The sequence below is a fragment of the Naasia sp. genome, assembly GCF_025465545.1.
Lineage (GTDB): Bacteria > Actinomycetota > Actinomycetes > Actinomycetales > Microbacteriaceae > Naasia.
This window is the reverse complement of the sequence record NZ_JAODMK010000022.1, coordinates 22775-39192: the sequence shown is the minus strand read 5'-3', so window position 1 is coordinate 39192 and position 16418 is coordinate 22775. Positions and strand designations below refer to the sequence as shown.

Genomic DNA, 16418 nt, shown 5'->3' with positions numbered 1-16418 from the left:
GTACGCCGGCCGGCGGGCCGGGGAAGGCTAGCTGGACCGCTCGACCATGACGTCGGCGAAGCGCGTGAGTGCCTTCTTCACCGTCCCGTTCGGCAGGGGGGCGAGGGCGTCGACGGCGGAGGCCGCCCAGCGGTGCGCCTCCCCGATGGTGACGGCGGTCGCCTGATGCTCGCGGAGCGACTCGATCGCGGCCGCCAGCTCCGCTGACTCCGGCTCCGCGAGACCGCTCTCGATCCGGGCGAGCAGCAGGGCGGCGCTCGGTTCGGTGCGCGCGCTCCGGCGCAGGTAGAGCAGCGGAAGCGTCGGCACCCCGGCGCGCAGGTCCGTGCCGGCCACCTTGCCGGTCTCCTCCGACTGCGGCGACAGGTCGAGCACGTCGTCGACCAGCTGGAAGGCGACGCCGATCCGCTCCCCGAACAGCAGAACGGGCTCCTCGTACTCTTCCGGGGCACCCGAGAAGAGCACGCCGAGCTGCGCGGCGGCGGCGATCAGCGATCCCGTCTTGTCGGCGAGAACCTGGAGGTAGTGCTCGACCGCGTCCTCCTCCGGCCCCGGTCCCACCGTCTCGTGCAGCTGACCGAGCACCAGCCGCTCGAATGTCTGGGCCTGCAGCCGCGTCGCGCGCTCCCCCAGGGACGCGATCAGCTTGCTTGCCCGGGCGAAGAGCAGGTCGCCGGTCAGGATCGCCACCGAGTTGCCCCACACCGCCTGCGCGGTGGGGACGCCGCGCCGCTTCTCGGCCTCGTCCATGACGTCGTCGTGGTACAGGGAGGCGAGGTGCGTGATCTCCACTGCCTCAGCCGCGGTGAGGACGTCCGGCCCGATCCCCTCCCCCAGCTGCGCGGTCAGCAGGGTCAGCATCGGCCGCACCCGCTTGCCGCCCGCCGCGAGCAGGTAGCGGCCCGTGACGTCGGCGATGCTGTCGGCGAAGGCCACCTCTCGCAGGAGCCCTGCCTCCACGAGGACGAGTCCGTCCTCGATCGCCGTCGCAGTGGCGCGGTCCTCGCCGTTGGCGAACAAGCGATCGGTGAGGCCGAACTGGGCTGAGAGGGCCTTGCTGCGGCGCGCGACGGGCACGGCCGGGCTCATCCGCCGACTCCGGGCTTGCGCCCCCGATGCAGGGCGACGACGCCCGCAGTGAGGTTGCGATAGCCCACGTCCGCGTACCCGGCGTCCCGGATCCAGCCGCTCAGCGTCTTCTGGTCGGGCCAGTCCAGGATCGAGTCGCCCAGGTAGTCGTAGGCGGGAGCGTTGGAGCTGGTGATCTTGGACAGGACCGGGAGCACCCGCTTGAGATAGGCGGTGTAGCCCCGACGGATCAGCCCCAGTGGCGGCGTGGAGAACTCGCAGATCACGATCCGCCCGCCCGGCTTCGTCACCCGGAACAGCTCGGCGAGGGCCACCTTCGGCTGCTCCACATTGCGCAGGCCGAACGACATCGTGACCGCGTCGAACTCCGCGTCGCCGAAGGGGAGAGCCTGGGCATCCGCGTGCACGAAGGTGATCCGGGGGTTGCCGGCCTGCCTGCGCCGTCCCACCTCGAGCATGCCCTCGGAGAAGTCGGCGGCGACCACAGAGGCGCCGGATCGCGCCAGCGCGGCACTCGAGGTGCCCGTGCCTGCGGCGAGGTCGAGGATCCGCTCGCCGGGGCGGGGCGCCACCGCGCGCGTCGTCGCCGCCCGCCACACCGTGTCGTTGCCGACGGAGAGGACCGTGTTGGTGCGGTCGTAGCGCGCCGAGACCTTGTCGAACATCGCGGCGACGTCCGCGCCCCTCTTGCTGAGGTCCGCCTGGTTCACGCGTCAATCCTAGAGTGAGCCCGGTGCAGGGCGGCTCGGTGCTGGCCCGGCCGACGGTCAGGAGCTCGGGCGTAGGCTGTTCGGGTGCTTCAGGCCGCCACGTCGACTCTCGCGGTCACCAGCACCCCCGCCCTCGGAAGCCCGCGTCTGCTCGCCTCCGCCGACCCTCATCGCACGCTCGCCTGGCTGCGCCGGGGCGACGGCATGGTGGGAGTCGGCGAGGCCGCACGCCTCTCCTTCTCCGGCCCCGACCGGTTCCTCGCGGCGAAGGCCGCCTGGCAGGAGCTGGTGTCGCGCGCGGAGATCCAGGACGAGGTCCGGGTGCCGGGCTCCGGGCTGATGGCCTTCGGCGCCTTCGCCTTCGCGGACGGATCCGCCTCGACCAGCACGCTGATCGTCCCCCGCATCGTGCTCGGTCGCCGCAACGGGGTCTCCTGGATCACCCGCATCGCGCCGGACGGCGAGGACGCCCCCACAGCCCCCGCCCCCCGTCCTGCCGGGCACGAGTACCGGCTCACCTTCGAGCCGGGTGAACTGCCTCCCGAGACCTACCTCCAGGCGGTCCAGGACGCCGTCTCCCGCATCCAGGCCGGCCCACTGGGAAAGGTCGTGCTGGCGCGGGACATCCGGGCCCACCTGCCGCGGTTCGCCGACCTGCGGCTCGCCCTCGGCCAACTCGCCGGCGCGTACGCCGACACGTGGACCTTCGCCGTGGACGGACTCGTCGGCTCCAGCCCCGAGACGCTGGTGCAGGTCCGGCAGGGGGTCGTCGGCGCACGGGTCCTGGCCGGCAGCGCCCGGCGGGGCGAGGACGCCGACGACGATGCCCGTCACGCCCGCGACCTCGTCTCCTCCGGGAAGGACCGTGAAGAGCACGAGTACGCCGTCGCGAGCGTCCTCTCGGCCCTGCGCCCGCACGCGCCCCGACTGTCCTCATCGGATGAGCCGTTCCCGCTCAAGCTGCCGAACCTCTGGCACCTCGCGAGCGACGTCAAGGGCCGCCTGGCGGACGGCTCGACGAGCCTCGACCTGCTCGCCGCGCTGCACCCCACCGCAGCCGTCGCCGGCTCCCCGACCTCCGCAGCGCTCGAGCTGATCGAGGAGCTCGAGCCGTTCGACCGCGGCCGCTACGCCGGTCCGGTGGGCTGGGTCGACGCGTCAGGCGACGGGGAGTGGGCAGTCGCTCTGCGCTGCGCCCAGCTCGAGGCGGACGGCACCCTCACCGCCTACGCGGGCGCCGGGATCGTGGCCGAGTCGGAGCCCGAGCGCGAGCTCGCCGAGACGACCCTGAAGTTCCAGCCGATCGTCGACGCCTTCGGCTGATCGCCGGCTAGTTGCGACGGCGGCGCAGCGTGGGGCCGAACTGGCGGACGAGACCGAGGACCATCGCGCTGCCCGAGACGAGCAGGATCGTGAAGCCGAGGATGTCGTGCGGTGCCATGTATGGACCCCCTTCGCCCTCACGGTATGTCGGGGGTTCCCAGCTCCTCGGCAGACACGCCGCGCTCAGCGGGGAAGAGGCACCTCGAGGATGCTGACCCCCTGCGGGGGCGAGGTCAGGGCCCGATCGAGGTCGCCCCGGGTGGCGGCCACCGAGTGCGCCCAGCCGAATCCTCGAGCGAGGGCGGCGAAGTCCGCGGTCTGGGGCGTGTAGAGCACGCGGTCGAACGATGCCGCGTCGGCGGTCGCCGCGACCTCGAGGCCGTCGAAGATCGTTCCGCCGCCGTCGTTCCCGACGATCACCTGCACCCGGGCCGGCGTCTCACCGGGCGGGAGGAGCAGTCCGCCCACGTCGTGGAGCAGGGTGAGGTCGCCGAGGAGCACCCGGGTGGTGCCCCGCATCGGGCGGTCGCCCCGGGTTGCGGCGATGGCGATCCCGAGTGCCGTCGAGATCGTGCCGTCGATGCCGGAGAGGCCGCGATTGGCGTGCACAGGGATGCGCTTGCCGGGGACGGCGCGGTCCGCGTCGCGGATCAGCCGGGACGCGCCGAGCACGAGACGGTCGTGCGGCCAGCTGGCGCGCCAGACGGCCTCGACCAGGGATCGCCGAGTGACGGGCGCCCGGACCGCCGCGAGCTCGGCGCGGGCGAGCCGGCCGGCTTGCACGGGCGAGGCCGCCGCGGGGTCGCCGACATACGGGGCATCGTCGGCGGGCTGCTCGGCCCGCCGGCCCGCCTGCACCCATTCGCCGAGCCAGACCCGGTCGCCCGGAGAGTCGGGGAGCAGCAGTCCCGCCACGATGCGCGCGCGGCGGCTCGGATCGAACTGCTGTGCGCCGCGGGTCGCGACCACGACGCTGGAGACCTCGGACCGCAGAAGCAGAGCGGACACCTCCCGGCTGAGGTTGGGCCGACCGAAGACGATCACCTGGCGGACCCTGCCGCCGAACGCCGGGTCGGCAAGGACCTGGCGATAGGCGGGCACCAGGTTGGGGCCGAAGCGCGATCCGCTCGCCACCTCGGCGAGCAGCGGCAGCCCTGCCGCGCGCGCGAACTCCGCCGCGGTCGGTCCCGCGCCGCTGCCGGCGACGACGATCGTCGCCCCCGTGTCGGCGAGCCGTGCCCCAGGCGCCGCGGCCACGGGCACCGTAACCGGGGTCCGTGGACCGGCAGACCGCGAGCCGGGGAACCCGGACAGCGGATCCCGGAAGGCGAGGTTCAGCTGCACCGGCGCCGACCTGAGCGTGCCCGCGGCGGCGTGCTCCCACGCCTCGTCCGCGAGTTCGACGGCCCGGTCGGCGTCGGCGGCCGTCTCCGGCGCTGGCACGTCGACGGACCAGGGGGTGGCCGGGCCGAAGATACCCGGCTGCACCGTGGACTGGTTGGCGCCCACCCCGCGCAGCTCGGCCGGGCGGTCGGCGGTCAGGGCCATCAGGGGGACCCCGGAGTGCCAGGCCTCGAGCATCGCGGGATGCAGGTTCGCAGCCGCCGTGCCCGAGGTGACGATGACGGGGACCGGGGTGCCGCTCTCCACCGCGAGGCCGAGAGCCAGGAATCCGGCCGACCGCTCGTCGATGCGCACGTGCAGGGTCGCGAGCCCCGCACGCTCCAACGCGACGGCGGCCAGGGCGAGCGCCTGCGATCGCGAGCCGGGCGCCACGACGAGGTGCCGCACGCCGCGCTCGACCAGACGCCCGAGGAGGGCAGAGGCGAAGCCGCTGGCGGGATTCGCGCCGTCAGGCATCGCGGCGGTCGGGCGCTTCGCCGTCGCTGTCGGGATCCTTGAGGCGGGGTGCGGGAGGACCGTCGGAGTCGAGGTCAGCCAGCTCCTGTTCAAGGCGGCGGATGCGCTCCTCCTGATCCGCGTCGTTCGACAGGCGGCGGAGGAAGGCCGGATCGTCGTCGGGAGCGACGGGCCGCGGGGCGGGCCTGCCCGGCTTGCCGCGCCCGACCAGGAACCAGAGCACCCCGCCGAGCACCGGCAGCAGCAGGATGAGGAGAATCCAGACGCCCTTGCGGGGACCCCTGACCCGGCCGCGATTCGTCATTGCGCAGTCCACCACGGAGTACACCATGAAGGCTGCGGCGATCACCGCCGCGATCACCCCGAAGCGCGCCATGCGCACAACGATAGACGAGCGGGCTGGCAGGCGTCCGTGCCTACACTGATGGGCGTGACCGAGCGCTCCGACCCCCGCCGCACGTGGGTGTGGTTCACCGCGCTGCGAGTCGGGATCTTCGCGGTCGTGCTGGCCGTGCTGCTGCTCGTGCTGCCGGTCGCGCCGTGGATCTCCACGGTCCTCGCGGCCGTGATCGCGTTCTGCATCTCGTTCATCTTCCTGAACAAACCGAGGGCGGAGCTGTCCCGGCAGCTCGCCGACCGCCGCAGCGGCAGGCGTCCCGCGACCCCCACCGACGACGACGCCGAGGACGCCGCCGTGGGCGAGACGCGCGGCTGACCGCCCGCGACCGTCGCGGCCGGCGTCAGAATGCGAACGCCGCCCCCAGGCCGACGCCGTAGACGAGTGCGAGCAGGCTGGTGAGGCCGAGGGCCAGCACCAGCTCGCGCGCGGTCCGCGCCGTCAGGACGATGAGGCCGGCCGGGATCGCGATGAGCAGCGCGAAGAACACGAGGATCGACAGGGGGTAGAAGACCGCGAAGAACGCCAGGATGCCGAACGGCAGCGCGATCAGCACGCAGTAGAGCACGCGCGAGCCTCGCGAGCCGATCCGCACGCTGAGCGTGCGCTTGCCGGCGCGGGCGTCCTGCTCGAGATCCCTGAGGTTGTTGGCGAGAAGGGCCGCGCAGGCGAGGAAGCCGATCGCGATCGCGGAGAGCCAGGACTCCGAGTTCACCGTCCCGGCCTGCACGAAGGTGCTGCCGATCGTCGCGACCAGGCCGAAGAAGACGAAGACGCCCACCTCGCCGAGGGCCGCGTAGCCGTACGGCCGCTTGCCGCCCGTGTAGAACCAGGCCGCCGCGATGGCGGCCGCGCCCACGGCGAGCAGCCAGTACTGCCGGGAGAGGATGGTGAGCGCGAGCCCGGCAACCGCGGCGAGCGCGAAGAAGACGAGCGCGACCGTCAGCACCGTCCGGGGGCGGGCGGCACCTGAGCCGGTCAGCCGGGCGGGCCCGACCCGATGCTTGTCCGTTCCCCTGACCCCGTCCGAGTAGTCGTTGGCGTAGTTCACCCCCAGCTGCAGGAAGACCGCGACGGCAAGGCAGAGCGGAATGCGGTACTCGTGGAACACGCCACCCTCCGCGACCACGGCAGCACCGGTGCCGAGCGCGACGGGCGCCACCGATAGGGGAAGCGTGCGCCACCGGGAGGCCGCGATCCAGTCGCGGGCGGTCGCCGGGCGTGGCGCCGGGGTTCCCCGCTTCCGCCCTGCCGGCGAACCGGGTCGCCGTGCCGGCGCCGGTCGGGACTGCACGGTGCGAGCCCGTGCGGGCGGACGCTTTCTGCTCTGGGCCACCGCAGAATCCTAGGGGCGTGCGTTCGGAAGGGCCGTCACCGTGCCGCACGCTCGGCCACGAGGGCGGTGATCCGCGCCCGGTCCGGCTTGCCGCTGGCGAGGAACGGGAGCGGATCCACCGTGACCACGGACTCCGGTCTCGCCGGCGCGCCCAGGCGCTCCTCCACCGCTGCCCGCACAGCGTCGAGCAGTCCCGGCCGGTCGGCGGTCGTCGTGGCGACCACCGGGACCTCGCCCCAGCGGGCCGAGGGACCGCGCACCACCACCGCGTCGGCGAGGCCCGGGAGCTCCCGCACGACGGTCTCGACGAGCCCGAGCGACACCTTCTCGCCGCCGGAGACGATCACGTCGTCGAGACGCCGGGTCACGCTCAGCACACCGTCCTCGAGATTTCCGGCATCTCCCGTGCGGAACCAGCGATGCCCATCGCCGTGCACGAACGAATAGGCGGTCCGCTCCGGATCGTCCAGATAGCCCTCCGCCAGCATCGGTCCGGACAGCTGTACCTCTCCGTCCACGATCCGCGTGATCGTCCCGGCGAGCGGCACACCGTCGTACACGCAACCGCCGCTCGTCTCGGAGGCGCCGTAGGTTCGCACGACGCGGAGCGCGGCGGCGGCCGCGGCGCCGGCCAGCCCGCTCTGCAGCCGCTGCCCGCCGACGAGCGCCGCGGCCACCCGGGGAAGGGCCTCCACGACGAGGGGGTCGGAGGAGCCGAGCAGGGTGGCGAGCTGCGCCGGCACGAGCGAGGTGTAGACGGGTCCGGTCGCGCCGCTCACCGCGGCCGCGAAGGCGCGGGGGTCGAACCGCCCCGGCGGCAGCAGCACGGGCTCCGATCCCGTCGCTATCGCGCGCACGAGCACCTGGAGGCCCGCGATGTAGTGCACGGGAAGGGCGAGCACCCAGGTTCCCGGCTCGCCGAGGGCCGCCTGCGATGCGGCCGCGGAGGCCAGCAGCGCGTCGGCGGAGAGGGCCACGCGCTTCGGTGCACCCGCGGTGCCCGAGGTCTGCACGACCACGGCGACGCGCTTGTGCACCTCGAGCGGTAGACCGGCACGCGATGCTCCTGGCGCGAGGGGCAGGAGCGCCGGCCCCTCCGCCGACAGGGTCTCCCGCAGCGCCTCGAGCACCGTCGCCGGCTCGTCCGCGAGGACCTGCAGCGCTCTCATGCCCTCAGAAGTGCCAGGGGAAAGGAGACCAGTCGGGACTGCGCCTCTCGAGGAAGGAGTCCCTGCCCTCGACCGCCTCATCGGTGCCGTAGGCGAGGCGGGTCGCCTCCCCGGCGAAGAGCTGCTGACCGACGAGACCGTCGTCCACCGCATTGAGGGCGTACTTGAGCATCCGCACCGCGGTCGGCGACTTGGTGAGGATCTCCCGCGCCCAGTCGAGCGCCGTGGACTCGAGGTCCGCATGCGGGACCACCGCGTTGACGGCTCCCGCCTCGTACGCACGCTGGGCGTCGTACTCCCGCGCGAGGAAGAAGACCTCCCGTGCGAACTTCTGGCCCACCTGGCGGGCGAAGTACGCGCTGCCGTAGCCGGCGTCGAACGACCCCACGTCCGCGTCGGTCTGCTTGAACCGGGCATGCTCGGCGCTCGCGATGGTGAGGTCGCAGACCACGTGCAGGGAGTGCCCGCCGCCCGCGGCCCAGCCCGGGACGACGGCGATCACGACCTTGGGCATGAAGCGGATGAGCCGCTGCACCTCGAGGATGTGCAGCCGCCCGGTCCGCGCCGGGGTTTCCTGAGCCGAGTCCGCCGAGGGAGCGGCGCCTCCTGCGGAGCCGCCGCTCTCGTACTGGTAGCCGTCGCGCCCCCGGATCCGCTGGTCACCGCCGCTCGAGAACGCCCAGCCGCCGTCCTTCGGGCTCGGCCCGTTGCCGGTGAGCAGCACGACCCCGACCCGGGGATTCTGCCGGGCATTCTCGAGCGCGCGATACAGCTCGTCGACGGTGCGCGGCCGGAACGCGTTGCGCACCTCGGGGCGGTCGAAGGCGATCCGCGCGATCCTGCCGGTCCGGTCCAGGTGATAGGTGGTGTCGCTGAGGTCCCCGAACCCCGGCACCTCGCTCCACTGCTCCGGATCGAAGAGCTCGGACACTGCCATGCCGTCAGCCTAGGCCCCCGCACCCCGTCGATCGGCGCCCCCGGTTGTACACCATGGCGGCCCCCTGCGATAGCCCTGAGAGACCGCTAGCCGAACTAGATAGTTTGATTGCGGGTCCTGGGGGCCCGATTCGGCCGCAGGAAGGGACCTCTCATGACCGTCACCGCAACGCCTGCGACGTCCACCCCTGAACTCCGGTGGAGCCGGGTGAGCGACTCCCTCTCGAGCGGCGAATGGCACGGCAACTACGCCGGCATGATCGAGCACGTGGGCGACCGCTACATCGCCACCGATGCCTTCGGCGGCGTGGCCGGCCGCTTCCGCACGGAGGAGGCCGCACGTGCGGCACTCCAGCCCGATGCCCTGGAGGCCGCCCATGCCGAGCGTGAGGCGCGCGAGCAGCGTGTGGCGATCGCGACCGCAATGCTCGCCGCGTGCAGCGCGATCATCGCAGCAGCGGGAATGCTGACGCTCGCCTCGCTCTGAACGCCCGGTCGCATCGAACCGAAGGGGACCTGCCGAGGCTGACGGGTCGTCAGACGGGTGCGCCGGAACTCTGTGCAGGCGACTTCCGGTCGGCGGAGACCTGCCCGCTGTTCGCATCGGCGTCCACCGCATCACGCATGGACTCGAGGAACTGGATCACGACCTCGGCGTCGTCAGGCGAGAGGCGGCCCGCCGCCGACATCATCCGGGTGTGCACCTCACCCAGATTCGCGCGGATCTCGGCGTCCGAGGACATCGTGGGCACGACCACGAGTGCGCGCCGGTCCGCGGTGCTCCGCTCCCGCCGCAGATGACCCCGCTTCTCGAGGCGGTCGAGCAGCACCGTGGTGGACGCGCTCGAGATGTCGAGGTGGCGGGCCAGGTCCTTGGGGCCGACGGCTCGACCCTGGTTCCGTGCCCGCAGCACGAAGCGCAGGGCGAGCAGATCGTTCTCCCCCATCGCCATCGCCTCCCGGGTGCGGCGCCGCATGGCGCTCTCCGCCACCCGATATGCGCGGAACGCCTCGAGCACGGCGATGCTCCTGGCCCGGCCTGGCGCATCCTCGTACCAGTAGTGCGCCGGCGCGGTTCCCTCCGTGGTCATCGCTCCAGATTAGGCGAGCGAGAATCTCGCCCGTCTAGCGATGCGGGACTCTCCCAGGGAGTCCGCGCGGGACAATGACCGGATGATCGCCGCTGACGACGTCCTCGCCACCCTCCGCGTCGTCGACCTGCCGCTGCGACGCCGCTTCCGCGGCATCGTGCGACGAGAGGCCGCACTGTTTCAGGGTCCCGAAGGGTGGACGGAGTTCTCCCCGTTCGTCGAGTACGACGACGAGGAGTCCTCGCGCTGGCTGGCCGCGGCCGTGGAGTTCGGCTGGCGCCCCTCGCCAGATCCGCTGCGCTCGAGCATTCCGGTCAACGCGACGGTGCCGGCCGTGCCCGCCGAGCAGGTCGTCGAGGTGCTCGCCGGCTTCCCCGGCTGTCGCACCGTCAAGGTGAAGGTCGCAGAGCCCGGACAGTCCGGGGCAGAGGACGTCGCTCGGGTGGCGGCAGTCCGGGCGGCGCTCGGCCCGGAAGGGCGCATCCGCGTCGACGCCAACGGTCGGTGGAACGTGGACGAGGCCGAGCGCGCCGTGCACGCCCTCGCACCCTACGACCTGGAGTACCTCGAGCAGCCGTGCACCGAGCTGGGCGAGCTGATCGAGCTGGGGCGGCGCATCCGCTACCTCGACGTTCCCATCGCCCTCGACGAGGCGGTCCGCAAGGCGGAGGACCCGCAGGCCGCCGAGCGCGCGGGCGCGGGGGCCGTGCTGGTCGTCAAAGCGGCTCCGCTCGGCGGCATCCGCGCCGCTCTCGGGCTCGCCGCCGGTTCGCGGCTTCCGGTGGTCGTGTCGAGCGCACTCGAGACGAGCGTCGGGCTCGCGATGGGGGCGCACCTCGCCGCCGCGCTGGCCGAGCTGCCCTTCGACTGCGGCTTGGGCACTGCGGCGCTCCTCGCGGCGGACGTGACCGCGGATCCGCTGCTGCCCGTCGCGGGGGAGATCCCGGTGCGCCGGACGACGCCCGATGAGAGCCTGCTGGAGCGCTGGGCGGCGGACGCGGAGCGCACCCAGTGGTGGCGGGAGCGGATCACCCGCTGCCTGGCGCTCCTCGAGCGGGCTCAGAGGCCCGAATAGGCGTGCAGTCCCTTGAAGAACACGTTGACGATGCCGAAGTTGAACAGCACCGCCGAGTAGCCGACGATCGCGAGCCAGGCGGAGCGTGAACCCCGCCAGCCGCGGGTGGCCCGCGCGTGGATGTAGCCGGCGAAGATCACCCAGATCACGAAGGTCCACACCTCCTTGGTGTCCCAGCCCCAGTAGCGACCCCAGGCGTGCTCAGCCCAGATGGCGCCCGCGATGAGGGTGAACGTCCAGAAGATGAAGCCCACGATGATCACCCGGTAGGCAGAGTTCTCCAGGGCGGCCGCGCCGGGCACGGATGCCGGCAGTCGGAGGCGGGCGGCGGCGCCCGACTCGCGGCGCTCCTGCACGAGCTGGACGACCGAGAGCGCGGCCCCGACGGTGAAGAATGCCGTGCCGAGAATGGCAACGAGCACGTGGATGACCAGCCAGTAGGACTGCAGCGCCGGCGGCAGCGGGACGACGTCCACGCGGAAGCCGACCGTGGAGATGCCGAGCAGCAGCACGACCAGTCCGGTGATGATGGCGCCGAGGAAGCGCAGGTCGCGGCGCGTGAGCAGCACGAGGAAGACGCCCATGATCAGCAGGGTGCCGGTCATCGAGAACTCGTACATGTTGGCCCACGGCACGCGCGCGGCGGCGATGCCGCGGAGCACGCCGGCGCCGAGGTGCAGCACCCACCCGCCGACTGCCAGGCCGACGCCGACGCGGAGCGCGCGCGATTCGCGGACGACCGTCTCCGCCGGCGGCCGGTCGAGAGTCACGACGGCGCCGCCGCGAGCGCGGGCGATGCGCTGGGCGCCGCTCTCCACGCTGCCGACCGACGCGGAGCGCCGACCGAGGTCGAGGGCGAACGCGATGAAGGAGATCGCGTAGATCCCCATCGCGCCATAGAGGAGGAGGGTCGAGATCCCGTCCAGCGACTCGGTCACGCCGACAGCCTACGTCGTGGCGGCCGTGCGAGAGCCGGAGTGCTCGTCGGCCAGATCCCGCACGGCGCCGGCGAGGGTCGGGTCGTCGCCGCGGGCCAGGCCGGCGTACTCCAGCCGCAGCCGGCCGCTGCCGGTGGAGTGCACCTTGACCCACATCCGGCGCCGCGGGATGAAGAGCGACGTGAGCAGTCCGGCGAGCACGAGGACCGCGAAGGCGAGCACCCAGAGCTGGGCGGGGTCGTGGTGGATCTCCAGCGACGCGAACCGGCTGACCCCGTCGAGGGTCACGCTGCCGAGTCCGTTCGGCAGCTCCACCGTCCGCCCGGGAGACAGGTCGACGGACGCGCCGGTGCCGCGCCCCGCGACCTGGGTGAGGTCCTTGGTGTCCAGCGTGTAGACCGACACCGGAACGCCGTTGTCGAGGCCGAGGTCCCCGGTGTAGACGTTCAGGGACAGCACCGGATCCTTCAGGGCGGGGAAGCCGGAGCTCAGCGCTCCGGTCGAGAGCTTCACGGGCGTCGGATAGAGCAGTCCCACCATCCCGACCTGCTCGGGCAGGCCGTCGGGGACCTTGACGACTCCGACGGAGGTGAGGTTCGCATCCTGCGGCAGGAACGGGACCGCGCCGGAGAACGCGACGTCGCCGTCGGCGTTGCGCACGGTGATCCGCGGCGCGTAGCCGTTGCCGAGCAGGTAGACGTCGGTGCCGTCCACCTGCAGGGGCTGGTTGACCTTGATCGTGGTCCGCTCCGCGCCGTCCTCCCCCGGCTGCTGCACCGTGACGGAGGCGGTGTAGTCGATCGGCTGGCCCACCGCGTTCGGATTCTCCTGCTCGTACACCACGTCGAGCGCGTCGAGCGTGACGCGGTACGGATCCAGCGACGTCTCGCCCACGAGCCGGCCCCGGGTGAAGGAGTCGTAGCCGGCGACGTAGTTGACGAACGGCTCGCCCTCCACCACGATCTTCTGGCCGCTGTAGCCGAAGCTGCCGCCCAGGGCGACCGCGAGGAGGATGCCGACGAGCGAGGCGTGGAAGACGAGGTTGCCGGTCTCGCGCAGGTAGCCCCGCTCCGCGGACACGGAGTCCCCGTACCGGGTGGTGCGGTAGCGGCGGCGCCGCAGCAGGCTCTCCGCTCGGGCGATGGCGTCCTCGACGTCGCCGTCCGCCTCCCGCTCGAGCGCGTGCTCGAGCCGGTTGAGGCGGGCCGGAGTGCGCGGCGGGCGGGCGCGAAGTGCGAGCCAGTGGTGCCGGGCCCGCGGAAGCACGCAGCCGATCAGGGAGACGAACAGCAGCAGGTAGATCGAGGAGAACCACACCGAGGTGTAGACGTCGAAGCCCTGCACACCGTCGATCAGCGGGAAGAGGTCCGGGTGGTCCACCTGGTACTGGGCGACCCCGTTGGGGTCCGAGCTCCGCTGCGGGACGAGGGACCCCGGCACCGCGGCGATCGCCAGCAGGAGCAGCAGGAACAGCGCAGTGCGCATGCTCGTGAGCTGGCGCCAGAGGAAGCGAACCCAGCCGGCCGGGCCGAGCTGTGGCCCGACCGGGGCGGCGTCGCTGTCCGAGTCGATGTGGTCGCTCGGACGCGCGAGGTCAGAGGATCGTGACATAGCCGCCGATCACCGACCCGAGCTGCAGCATCCAGGAGTTCCAGACACCGGTCACCATGAGCAGGCCGATGACCACGAGCAGCACCCCGCCCGCCACGTTGACCGCGCGGACGTGCCGGCGGAGGAATGCGACGGAGCGGGTGGCCCAGCCGAAGCCGAGCGCGACGAGGACGAACGGGATGCCCAGGCCGAGCGCATAGGCGAAGCCGAGGACGGCGCCGCGCCAGGGCGACCCGCCGTCGAGGCTGAGGCCCAGGATGGCGCCAAGGGTGGGGCCGATGCAGGGCGTCCAGCCGATGGCGAAGACCGCGCCCAGGAGCGGGGCTCCCGCGATACCGGCGACCGGTCGCCAGGAGGGCCGGATGGTTCGCTGGAACCGCTCGAGCCTGCCGAGGAAGACGAGTCCCAGGGCGATCACCGCGAGACCGGCGAGGCGGGTGAGCAGGTCCCGCCACTGGATCAGCCAGAAGCCGGCCGCGCCGAAGGCGATCCCGAACGCGACGAAGACGACCGCGAAGCCCAGCACGAAGAGGGCGACGCCGGAGGCGAGCCGCGCGCGGCCGCGGCTGTCGCCCGGTCGCGCGCTGGAGCGGCCGTCCGCGAACCCGCCGATGTAGGCGAGGTAGCCGGGCACGAGCGGGAGCACGCAGGGCGAGGCGAAGGACACCAGCCCGGCGAGGAGCGCCACGGGCAGGGCGAGGGCGAGCGGTCCCGCGACGACGTCGGGTCCCATGCTCAGCCGGTCTCCTCGACCGTCTCGCGGATGATCGTCTGGAGTGTGCTCGGCTCGGTCACCTGACCGAGGATGCGGGCGGCGACCCGGCCCTTCCGGTCGAGGACGAGGGTGGTCGGGACCGCGTTGGGCGAGATCGTCTTGCTGAACGCCAGCTGCACCGCCGCAGTCCGGTAGTCGACGATCGAGGGGTAGGTGAGCCCGAAGGTCTTGGCGAACGAGTGGGACGTGCCTGCCTCGTCGCGGACGTTGACGCCCACGAACCGGACGCCGTCGGCACCGAACTCCTGGTTGAGCGCCTCGAGGTCGGGCGCCTCCGCGCGGCAGGGCGGGCATGAGGCGTACCAGAAGTTGAGGACCGTGACCTCGCCCGCGAGGTCGGCGGAGGAGAGCTCGTCCCCGGTGTCCGTCTCGCCGGAGAACGGGTCAGGCGAGAGCCGATCGTCGACCGGGAAGGTCGCCACCGTCCCGTCGCCGGCGATGTAGCCCTTGTTGCTGCCCGCCCGGTACTCGTCGGCGAGCCTGTCGCTCGTGCAGCCGGCCAGCAGCAGGCCTGCGGCGAGCAGAGCGGCGACAGCGGGCACGAGTCGCCGGCGCCTCATACGGCTCCCCGGTCTACCGCTGAGCCGGCCAGGGGACCGGCGGGATCCGCGTAGGCGGTCTCCACGAAGCGCTCCCCGCGCTTCTCCACCGTGGTGATGCTCGAGAGGCTGCAGCGGCGGCGGCGGGGGTCGTGGTAGAGACGCTCACCCTTGAGGCTGCGGTGCACCATCCAGATCGGGAGCTGGTGGGAGACGAGCACCACGTCGCCGTCCTCCACCGAGGCGTGCGCGTCGGTGAGAGCCGCCAGCATGCGCGCCGCGATCTGCACGTACGGCTCCCCCCAGCTGGGCCGGAAGGGGTTGCTCACCCATGGCCAGGCCTCGGGGTTGGACAGGAGGCCGGGACCGAACTCGAACTTCTTGCCCTCGAAGCGGTTGAACGGCTCGATGAGGCGCTCGTCGGTCTCCACCTCGAGCTCGAACGCGGCGGCGATGGGAGCAGCCGACTCCTGGGTGCGCTGCAGCGGCGACGCGACGACCCGGCGGACGGGACGCGCGGCGAGGGCGGTCGCGGCGCTCGACGCCATCTGCTGACCGAGGTCCGAGAGCCGGAATCCGGGGATGCGCCCGTAGAGCACGCCGGCAGGATTGTGCACCTCGCCGTGACGCACGAGATGGAGAGCGCTGGCGACCACGGCACAAGTGTACGGAGCGCTCCGCTGGGAAACCGCGCCGGTCAGGCCTCGCGGTCGAGGGCGCAGCGCGCTCGGGCCTGATCCAGGGCGCGGCGGAGGCGGTCCCCGTCCACCCTCCAGTAGGTGTGCACCCGGCCCTCGATGAGGACGACGGGGATCTCCTCGGCGTAGCGGTCGAAGAGCTCGGAGTCCTCGAGGATGTTGCGCTCGACCACGGAGACGGCCCCCTCCGGCAGCTCGGCGACGACCCGGTCCACCTCGGTCCTGGCGTCGTCGCAGAGGTGGCAGCCCGGCTTGGCGAGCAGCGTCACGGCGACGGTTGGCACCCGGCCAGCCTAGCTCCGGGGGCAGGTGGGGGATCGGCCCGGGAACGCCGAAGCGCCGGGCCAGCCGGCCCGGCGCTTCGTCCGGCGTTCGCCTGCGAGCGGCGCGGCTACTTCTTGTTGCGGCGCTGGTGACGCGTCTTGCGGAGCAGCTTGCGGTGCTTCTTCTTGGCCATGCGCTTGCGGCGCTTCTTGATGACTGAGCCCATGGAACAACCTCACTGGAACGGTACGGACGCCCGGGTCCGTGCAGAACCGGGAAAAGATGACACCGCAGTCTACCCCACGCCCTGGCACCCCTCGCGGGTCGGACCAGGAGGCGCGCGTGCGTCAGGCCGTGGTCGCCACGTGATTCTGGAGCGCGTCCGCCACGGCCGACTCGGGCACCCGGAAGGAGCGGCCGAAGCGGATGGCGGGCAGCTCGCCCGAGTGCACGAGACGGTAGACCGTCATGCGGGAGACCCGCATCATGTCGGCGACCTCTGCGACCGTCAGGAAGCGCGCGTCGGCGAGCGACATGGCAGCTCCCCTCGTGGTCGTGTGCGGCAGGGACACTCTAGGGAGTGCGGCGAAGCGCTGTAAAGACGTTG

20 protein-coding genes are annotated in these 16418 nt (G+C 72.4%); 4 read left to right on the top strand and 16 right to left on the bottom strand.

The window, feature by feature from the left end; genetic code table 11:
* Nucleotides 1-27: 27 nt before the first annotated feature.
* Both JWR33_RS07090 and JWR33_RS07085 read right to left on the bottom strand, forming a co-directional pair.
* Nucleotides 28-1089, bottom strand: coding sequence for a polyprenyl synthetase family protein (locus JWR33_RS07090; RefSeq protein ID WP_297410555.1), 1062 nt, complete (start codon nucleotides 1087-1089; stop codon nucleotides 28-30).
* Entirely contained in the window at nucleotides 1086-1799 is a 714-nt protein-coding gene (locus JWR33_RS07085) for a class I SAM-dependent methyltransferase (RefSeq protein ID WP_297410554.1), read from the bottom strand. Before JWR33_RS07085 ends, JWR33_RS07090 begins: the two co-directional genes overlap by 4 nt.
* 147 nt (nucleotides 1800-1946) lie before the next feature.
* On the opposite strand from JWR33_RS07085, the gene JWR33_RS07080 reads away from it, so the two are divergent.
* Nucleotides 1947-3122, top strand: a complete 1176-nt coding sequence (locus JWR33_RS07080) for an isochorismate synthase (protein ID WP_297410693.1) — start codon at nucleotides 1947-1949, stop codon at nucleotides 3120-3122.
* 183 nt (nucleotides 3123-3305) lie between these two features.
* Here JWR33_RS07080 and menD read toward each other — a convergent pair whose 3' ends face one another.
* Together menD and JWR33_RS07070 are read right to left on the bottom strand one after the other, a co-directional pair.
* A complete protein-coding gene (gene menD / locus JWR33_RS07075; protein WP_297410553.1) occupies nucleotides 3306-4982 on the bottom strand; it encodes a 2-succinyl-5-enolpyruvyl-6-hydroxy-3-cyclohexene-1-carboxylic-acid synthase in 1677 nt (558 codons plus the stop codon).
* A complete protein-coding gene (locus JWR33_RS07070) occupies nucleotides 4975-5358 on the bottom strand; it encodes a PLDc N-terminal domain-containing protein (protein WP_297410552.1) in 384 nt (127 codons plus the stop codon). Before JWR33_RS07070 ends, menD begins: the two co-directional genes overlap by 8 nt.
* A gap of 54 nt (nucleotides 5359-5412) precedes the next feature.
* On the opposite strand from JWR33_RS07070, the gene JWR33_RS07065 reads away from it, so the two are divergent.
* Complete coding sequence (locus tag JWR33_RS07065) at nucleotides 5413-5697, top strand: DUF4229 domain-containing protein (RefSeq protein WP_297410551.1); 285 nt, start codon at nucleotides 5413-5415, stop codon at nucleotides 5695-5697.
* Between the two features lie 25 nt (nucleotides 5698-5722).
* On the opposite strand, the gene JWR33_RS07060 is transcribed toward JWR33_RS07065, so the two are convergent.
* From JWR33_RS07060 to JWR33_RS07050, 3 genes are all read right to left on the bottom strand, one after another.
* A complete protein-coding gene (locus tag JWR33_RS07060; RefSeq protein WP_297410691.1) occupies nucleotides 5723-6673 on the bottom strand; it encodes a 1,4-dihydroxy-2-naphthoate polyprenyltransferase in 951 nt (316 codons plus the stop codon).
* A gap of 77 nt (nucleotides 6674-6750) precedes the next feature.
* Nucleotides 6751-7884, bottom strand: coding sequence for an AMP-binding protein (locus JWR33_RS07055; protein ID WP_297410549.1), 1134 nt, complete (start codon nucleotides 7882-7884; stop codon nucleotides 6751-6753).
* Between the two features lie 4 nt (nucleotides 7885-7888).
* Nucleotides 7889-8821 (bottom strand): 1,4-dihydroxy-2-naphthoyl-CoA synthase, encoded by a 933-nt coding sequence (locus JWR33_RS07050; protein WP_297410548.1) that lies wholly within the window; start codon nucleotides 8819-8821, stop codon nucleotides 7889-7891.
* 153 nt (nucleotides 8822-8974) lie between these two features.
* On the opposite strand from JWR33_RS07050, the gene JWR33_RS07045 reads away from it, so the two are divergent.
* Nucleotides 8975-9307 carry a hypothetical protein gene (locus JWR33_RS07045; RefSeq protein WP_297410547.1) on the top strand — a complete coding sequence of 111 codons (333 nt, stop codon included), beginning with the start codon at nucleotides 8975-8977 and terminating at the stop codon, nucleotides 9305-9307.
* Nucleotides 9308-9356: 49 nt separating this feature from the next.
* On the opposite strand, the gene JWR33_RS07040 is transcribed toward JWR33_RS07045, so the two are convergent.
* A complete protein-coding gene (locus JWR33_RS07040; RefSeq protein ID WP_297410546.1) occupies nucleotides 9357-9911 on the bottom strand; it encodes a MarR family transcriptional regulator in 555 nt (184 codons plus the stop codon).
* An 82-nt stretch (nucleotides 9912-9993) separates the two neighbouring features.
* Between JWR33_RS07040 and JWR33_RS07035 the strand changes: the two genes are divergently transcribed.
* A complete protein-coding gene (locus tag JWR33_RS07035; RefSeq protein ID WP_297410545.1) occupies nucleotides 9994-10986 on the top strand; it encodes an o-succinylbenzoate synthase in 993 nt (330 codons plus the stop codon).
* On the opposite strand, the gene ccsB is transcribed toward JWR33_RS07035, so the two are convergent.
* The 8 genes from ccsB to JWR33_RS06995 all read right to left on the bottom strand — a co-directional run bounded on the left by ccsB (nucleotide 10971) and on the right by JWR33_RS06995 (nucleotide 16347).
* On the bottom strand, nucleotides 10971-11924 hold the full coding sequence (gene ccsB / locus JWR33_RS07030) for a c-type cytochrome biogenesis protein CcsB (protein WP_297410543.1): 954 nt from the start codon (nucleotides 11922-11924) through the stop codon (nucleotides 10971-10973). The genes JWR33_RS07035 and ccsB overlap by 16 nt on opposite strands.
* Nucleotides 11925-11933: 9 nt before the next feature.
* Nucleotides 11934-13535, bottom strand: a complete 1602-nt coding sequence (locus JWR33_RS07025; RefSeq protein ID WP_297410542.1) for a cytochrome c biogenesis protein ResB — start codon at nucleotides 13533-13535, stop codon at nucleotides 11934-11936.
* Entirely contained in the window at nucleotides 13519-14268 is a 750-nt protein-coding gene (locus tag JWR33_RS07020) for a cytochrome c biogenesis protein CcdA (protein WP_297410540.1), read from the bottom strand. The genes JWR33_RS07025 and JWR33_RS07020 overlap by 17 nt, the downstream gene beginning before the upstream one ends.
* Before the next feature lie 2 nt (nucleotides 14269-14270).
* A complete protein-coding gene (locus JWR33_RS07015; RefSeq protein WP_366073874.1) occupies nucleotides 14271-14852 on the bottom strand; it encodes a TlpA disulfide reductase family protein in 582 nt (193 codons plus the stop codon).
* A gap of 14 nt (nucleotides 14853-14866) precedes the next feature.
* Nucleotides 14867-15505 (bottom strand): histidine phosphatase family protein, encoded by a 639-nt coding sequence (locus tag JWR33_RS07010; protein WP_297410537.1) that lies wholly within the window; start codon nucleotides 15503-15505, stop codon nucleotides 14867-14869.
* Nucleotides 15506-15546: 41 nt separating this feature from the next.
* Nucleotides 15547-15831, bottom strand: coding sequence for a glutaredoxin family protein (locus tag JWR33_RS07005; RefSeq protein ID WP_297410535.1), 285 nt, complete (start codon nucleotides 15829-15831; stop codon nucleotides 15547-15549).
* A 107-nt stretch (nucleotides 15832-15938) separates the two neighbouring features.
* Complete coding sequence (locus JWR33_RS07000) at nucleotides 15939-16037, bottom strand: AURKAIP1/COX24 domain-containing protein (protein ID WP_003792170.1); 99 nt, start codon at nucleotides 16035-16037, stop codon at nucleotides 15939-15941.
* 121 nt (nucleotides 16038-16158) lie between these two features.
* The gene (locus tag JWR33_RS06995) at nucleotides 16159-16347 is read right to left on the bottom strand and encodes a helix-turn-helix domain-containing protein (RefSeq protein WP_297410533.1); all 189 of its coding nucleotides are present in this window, start codon (nucleotides 16345-16347) and stop codon (nucleotides 16159-16161) included.
* Nucleotides 16348-16418 lie beyond the last annotated feature (71 nt).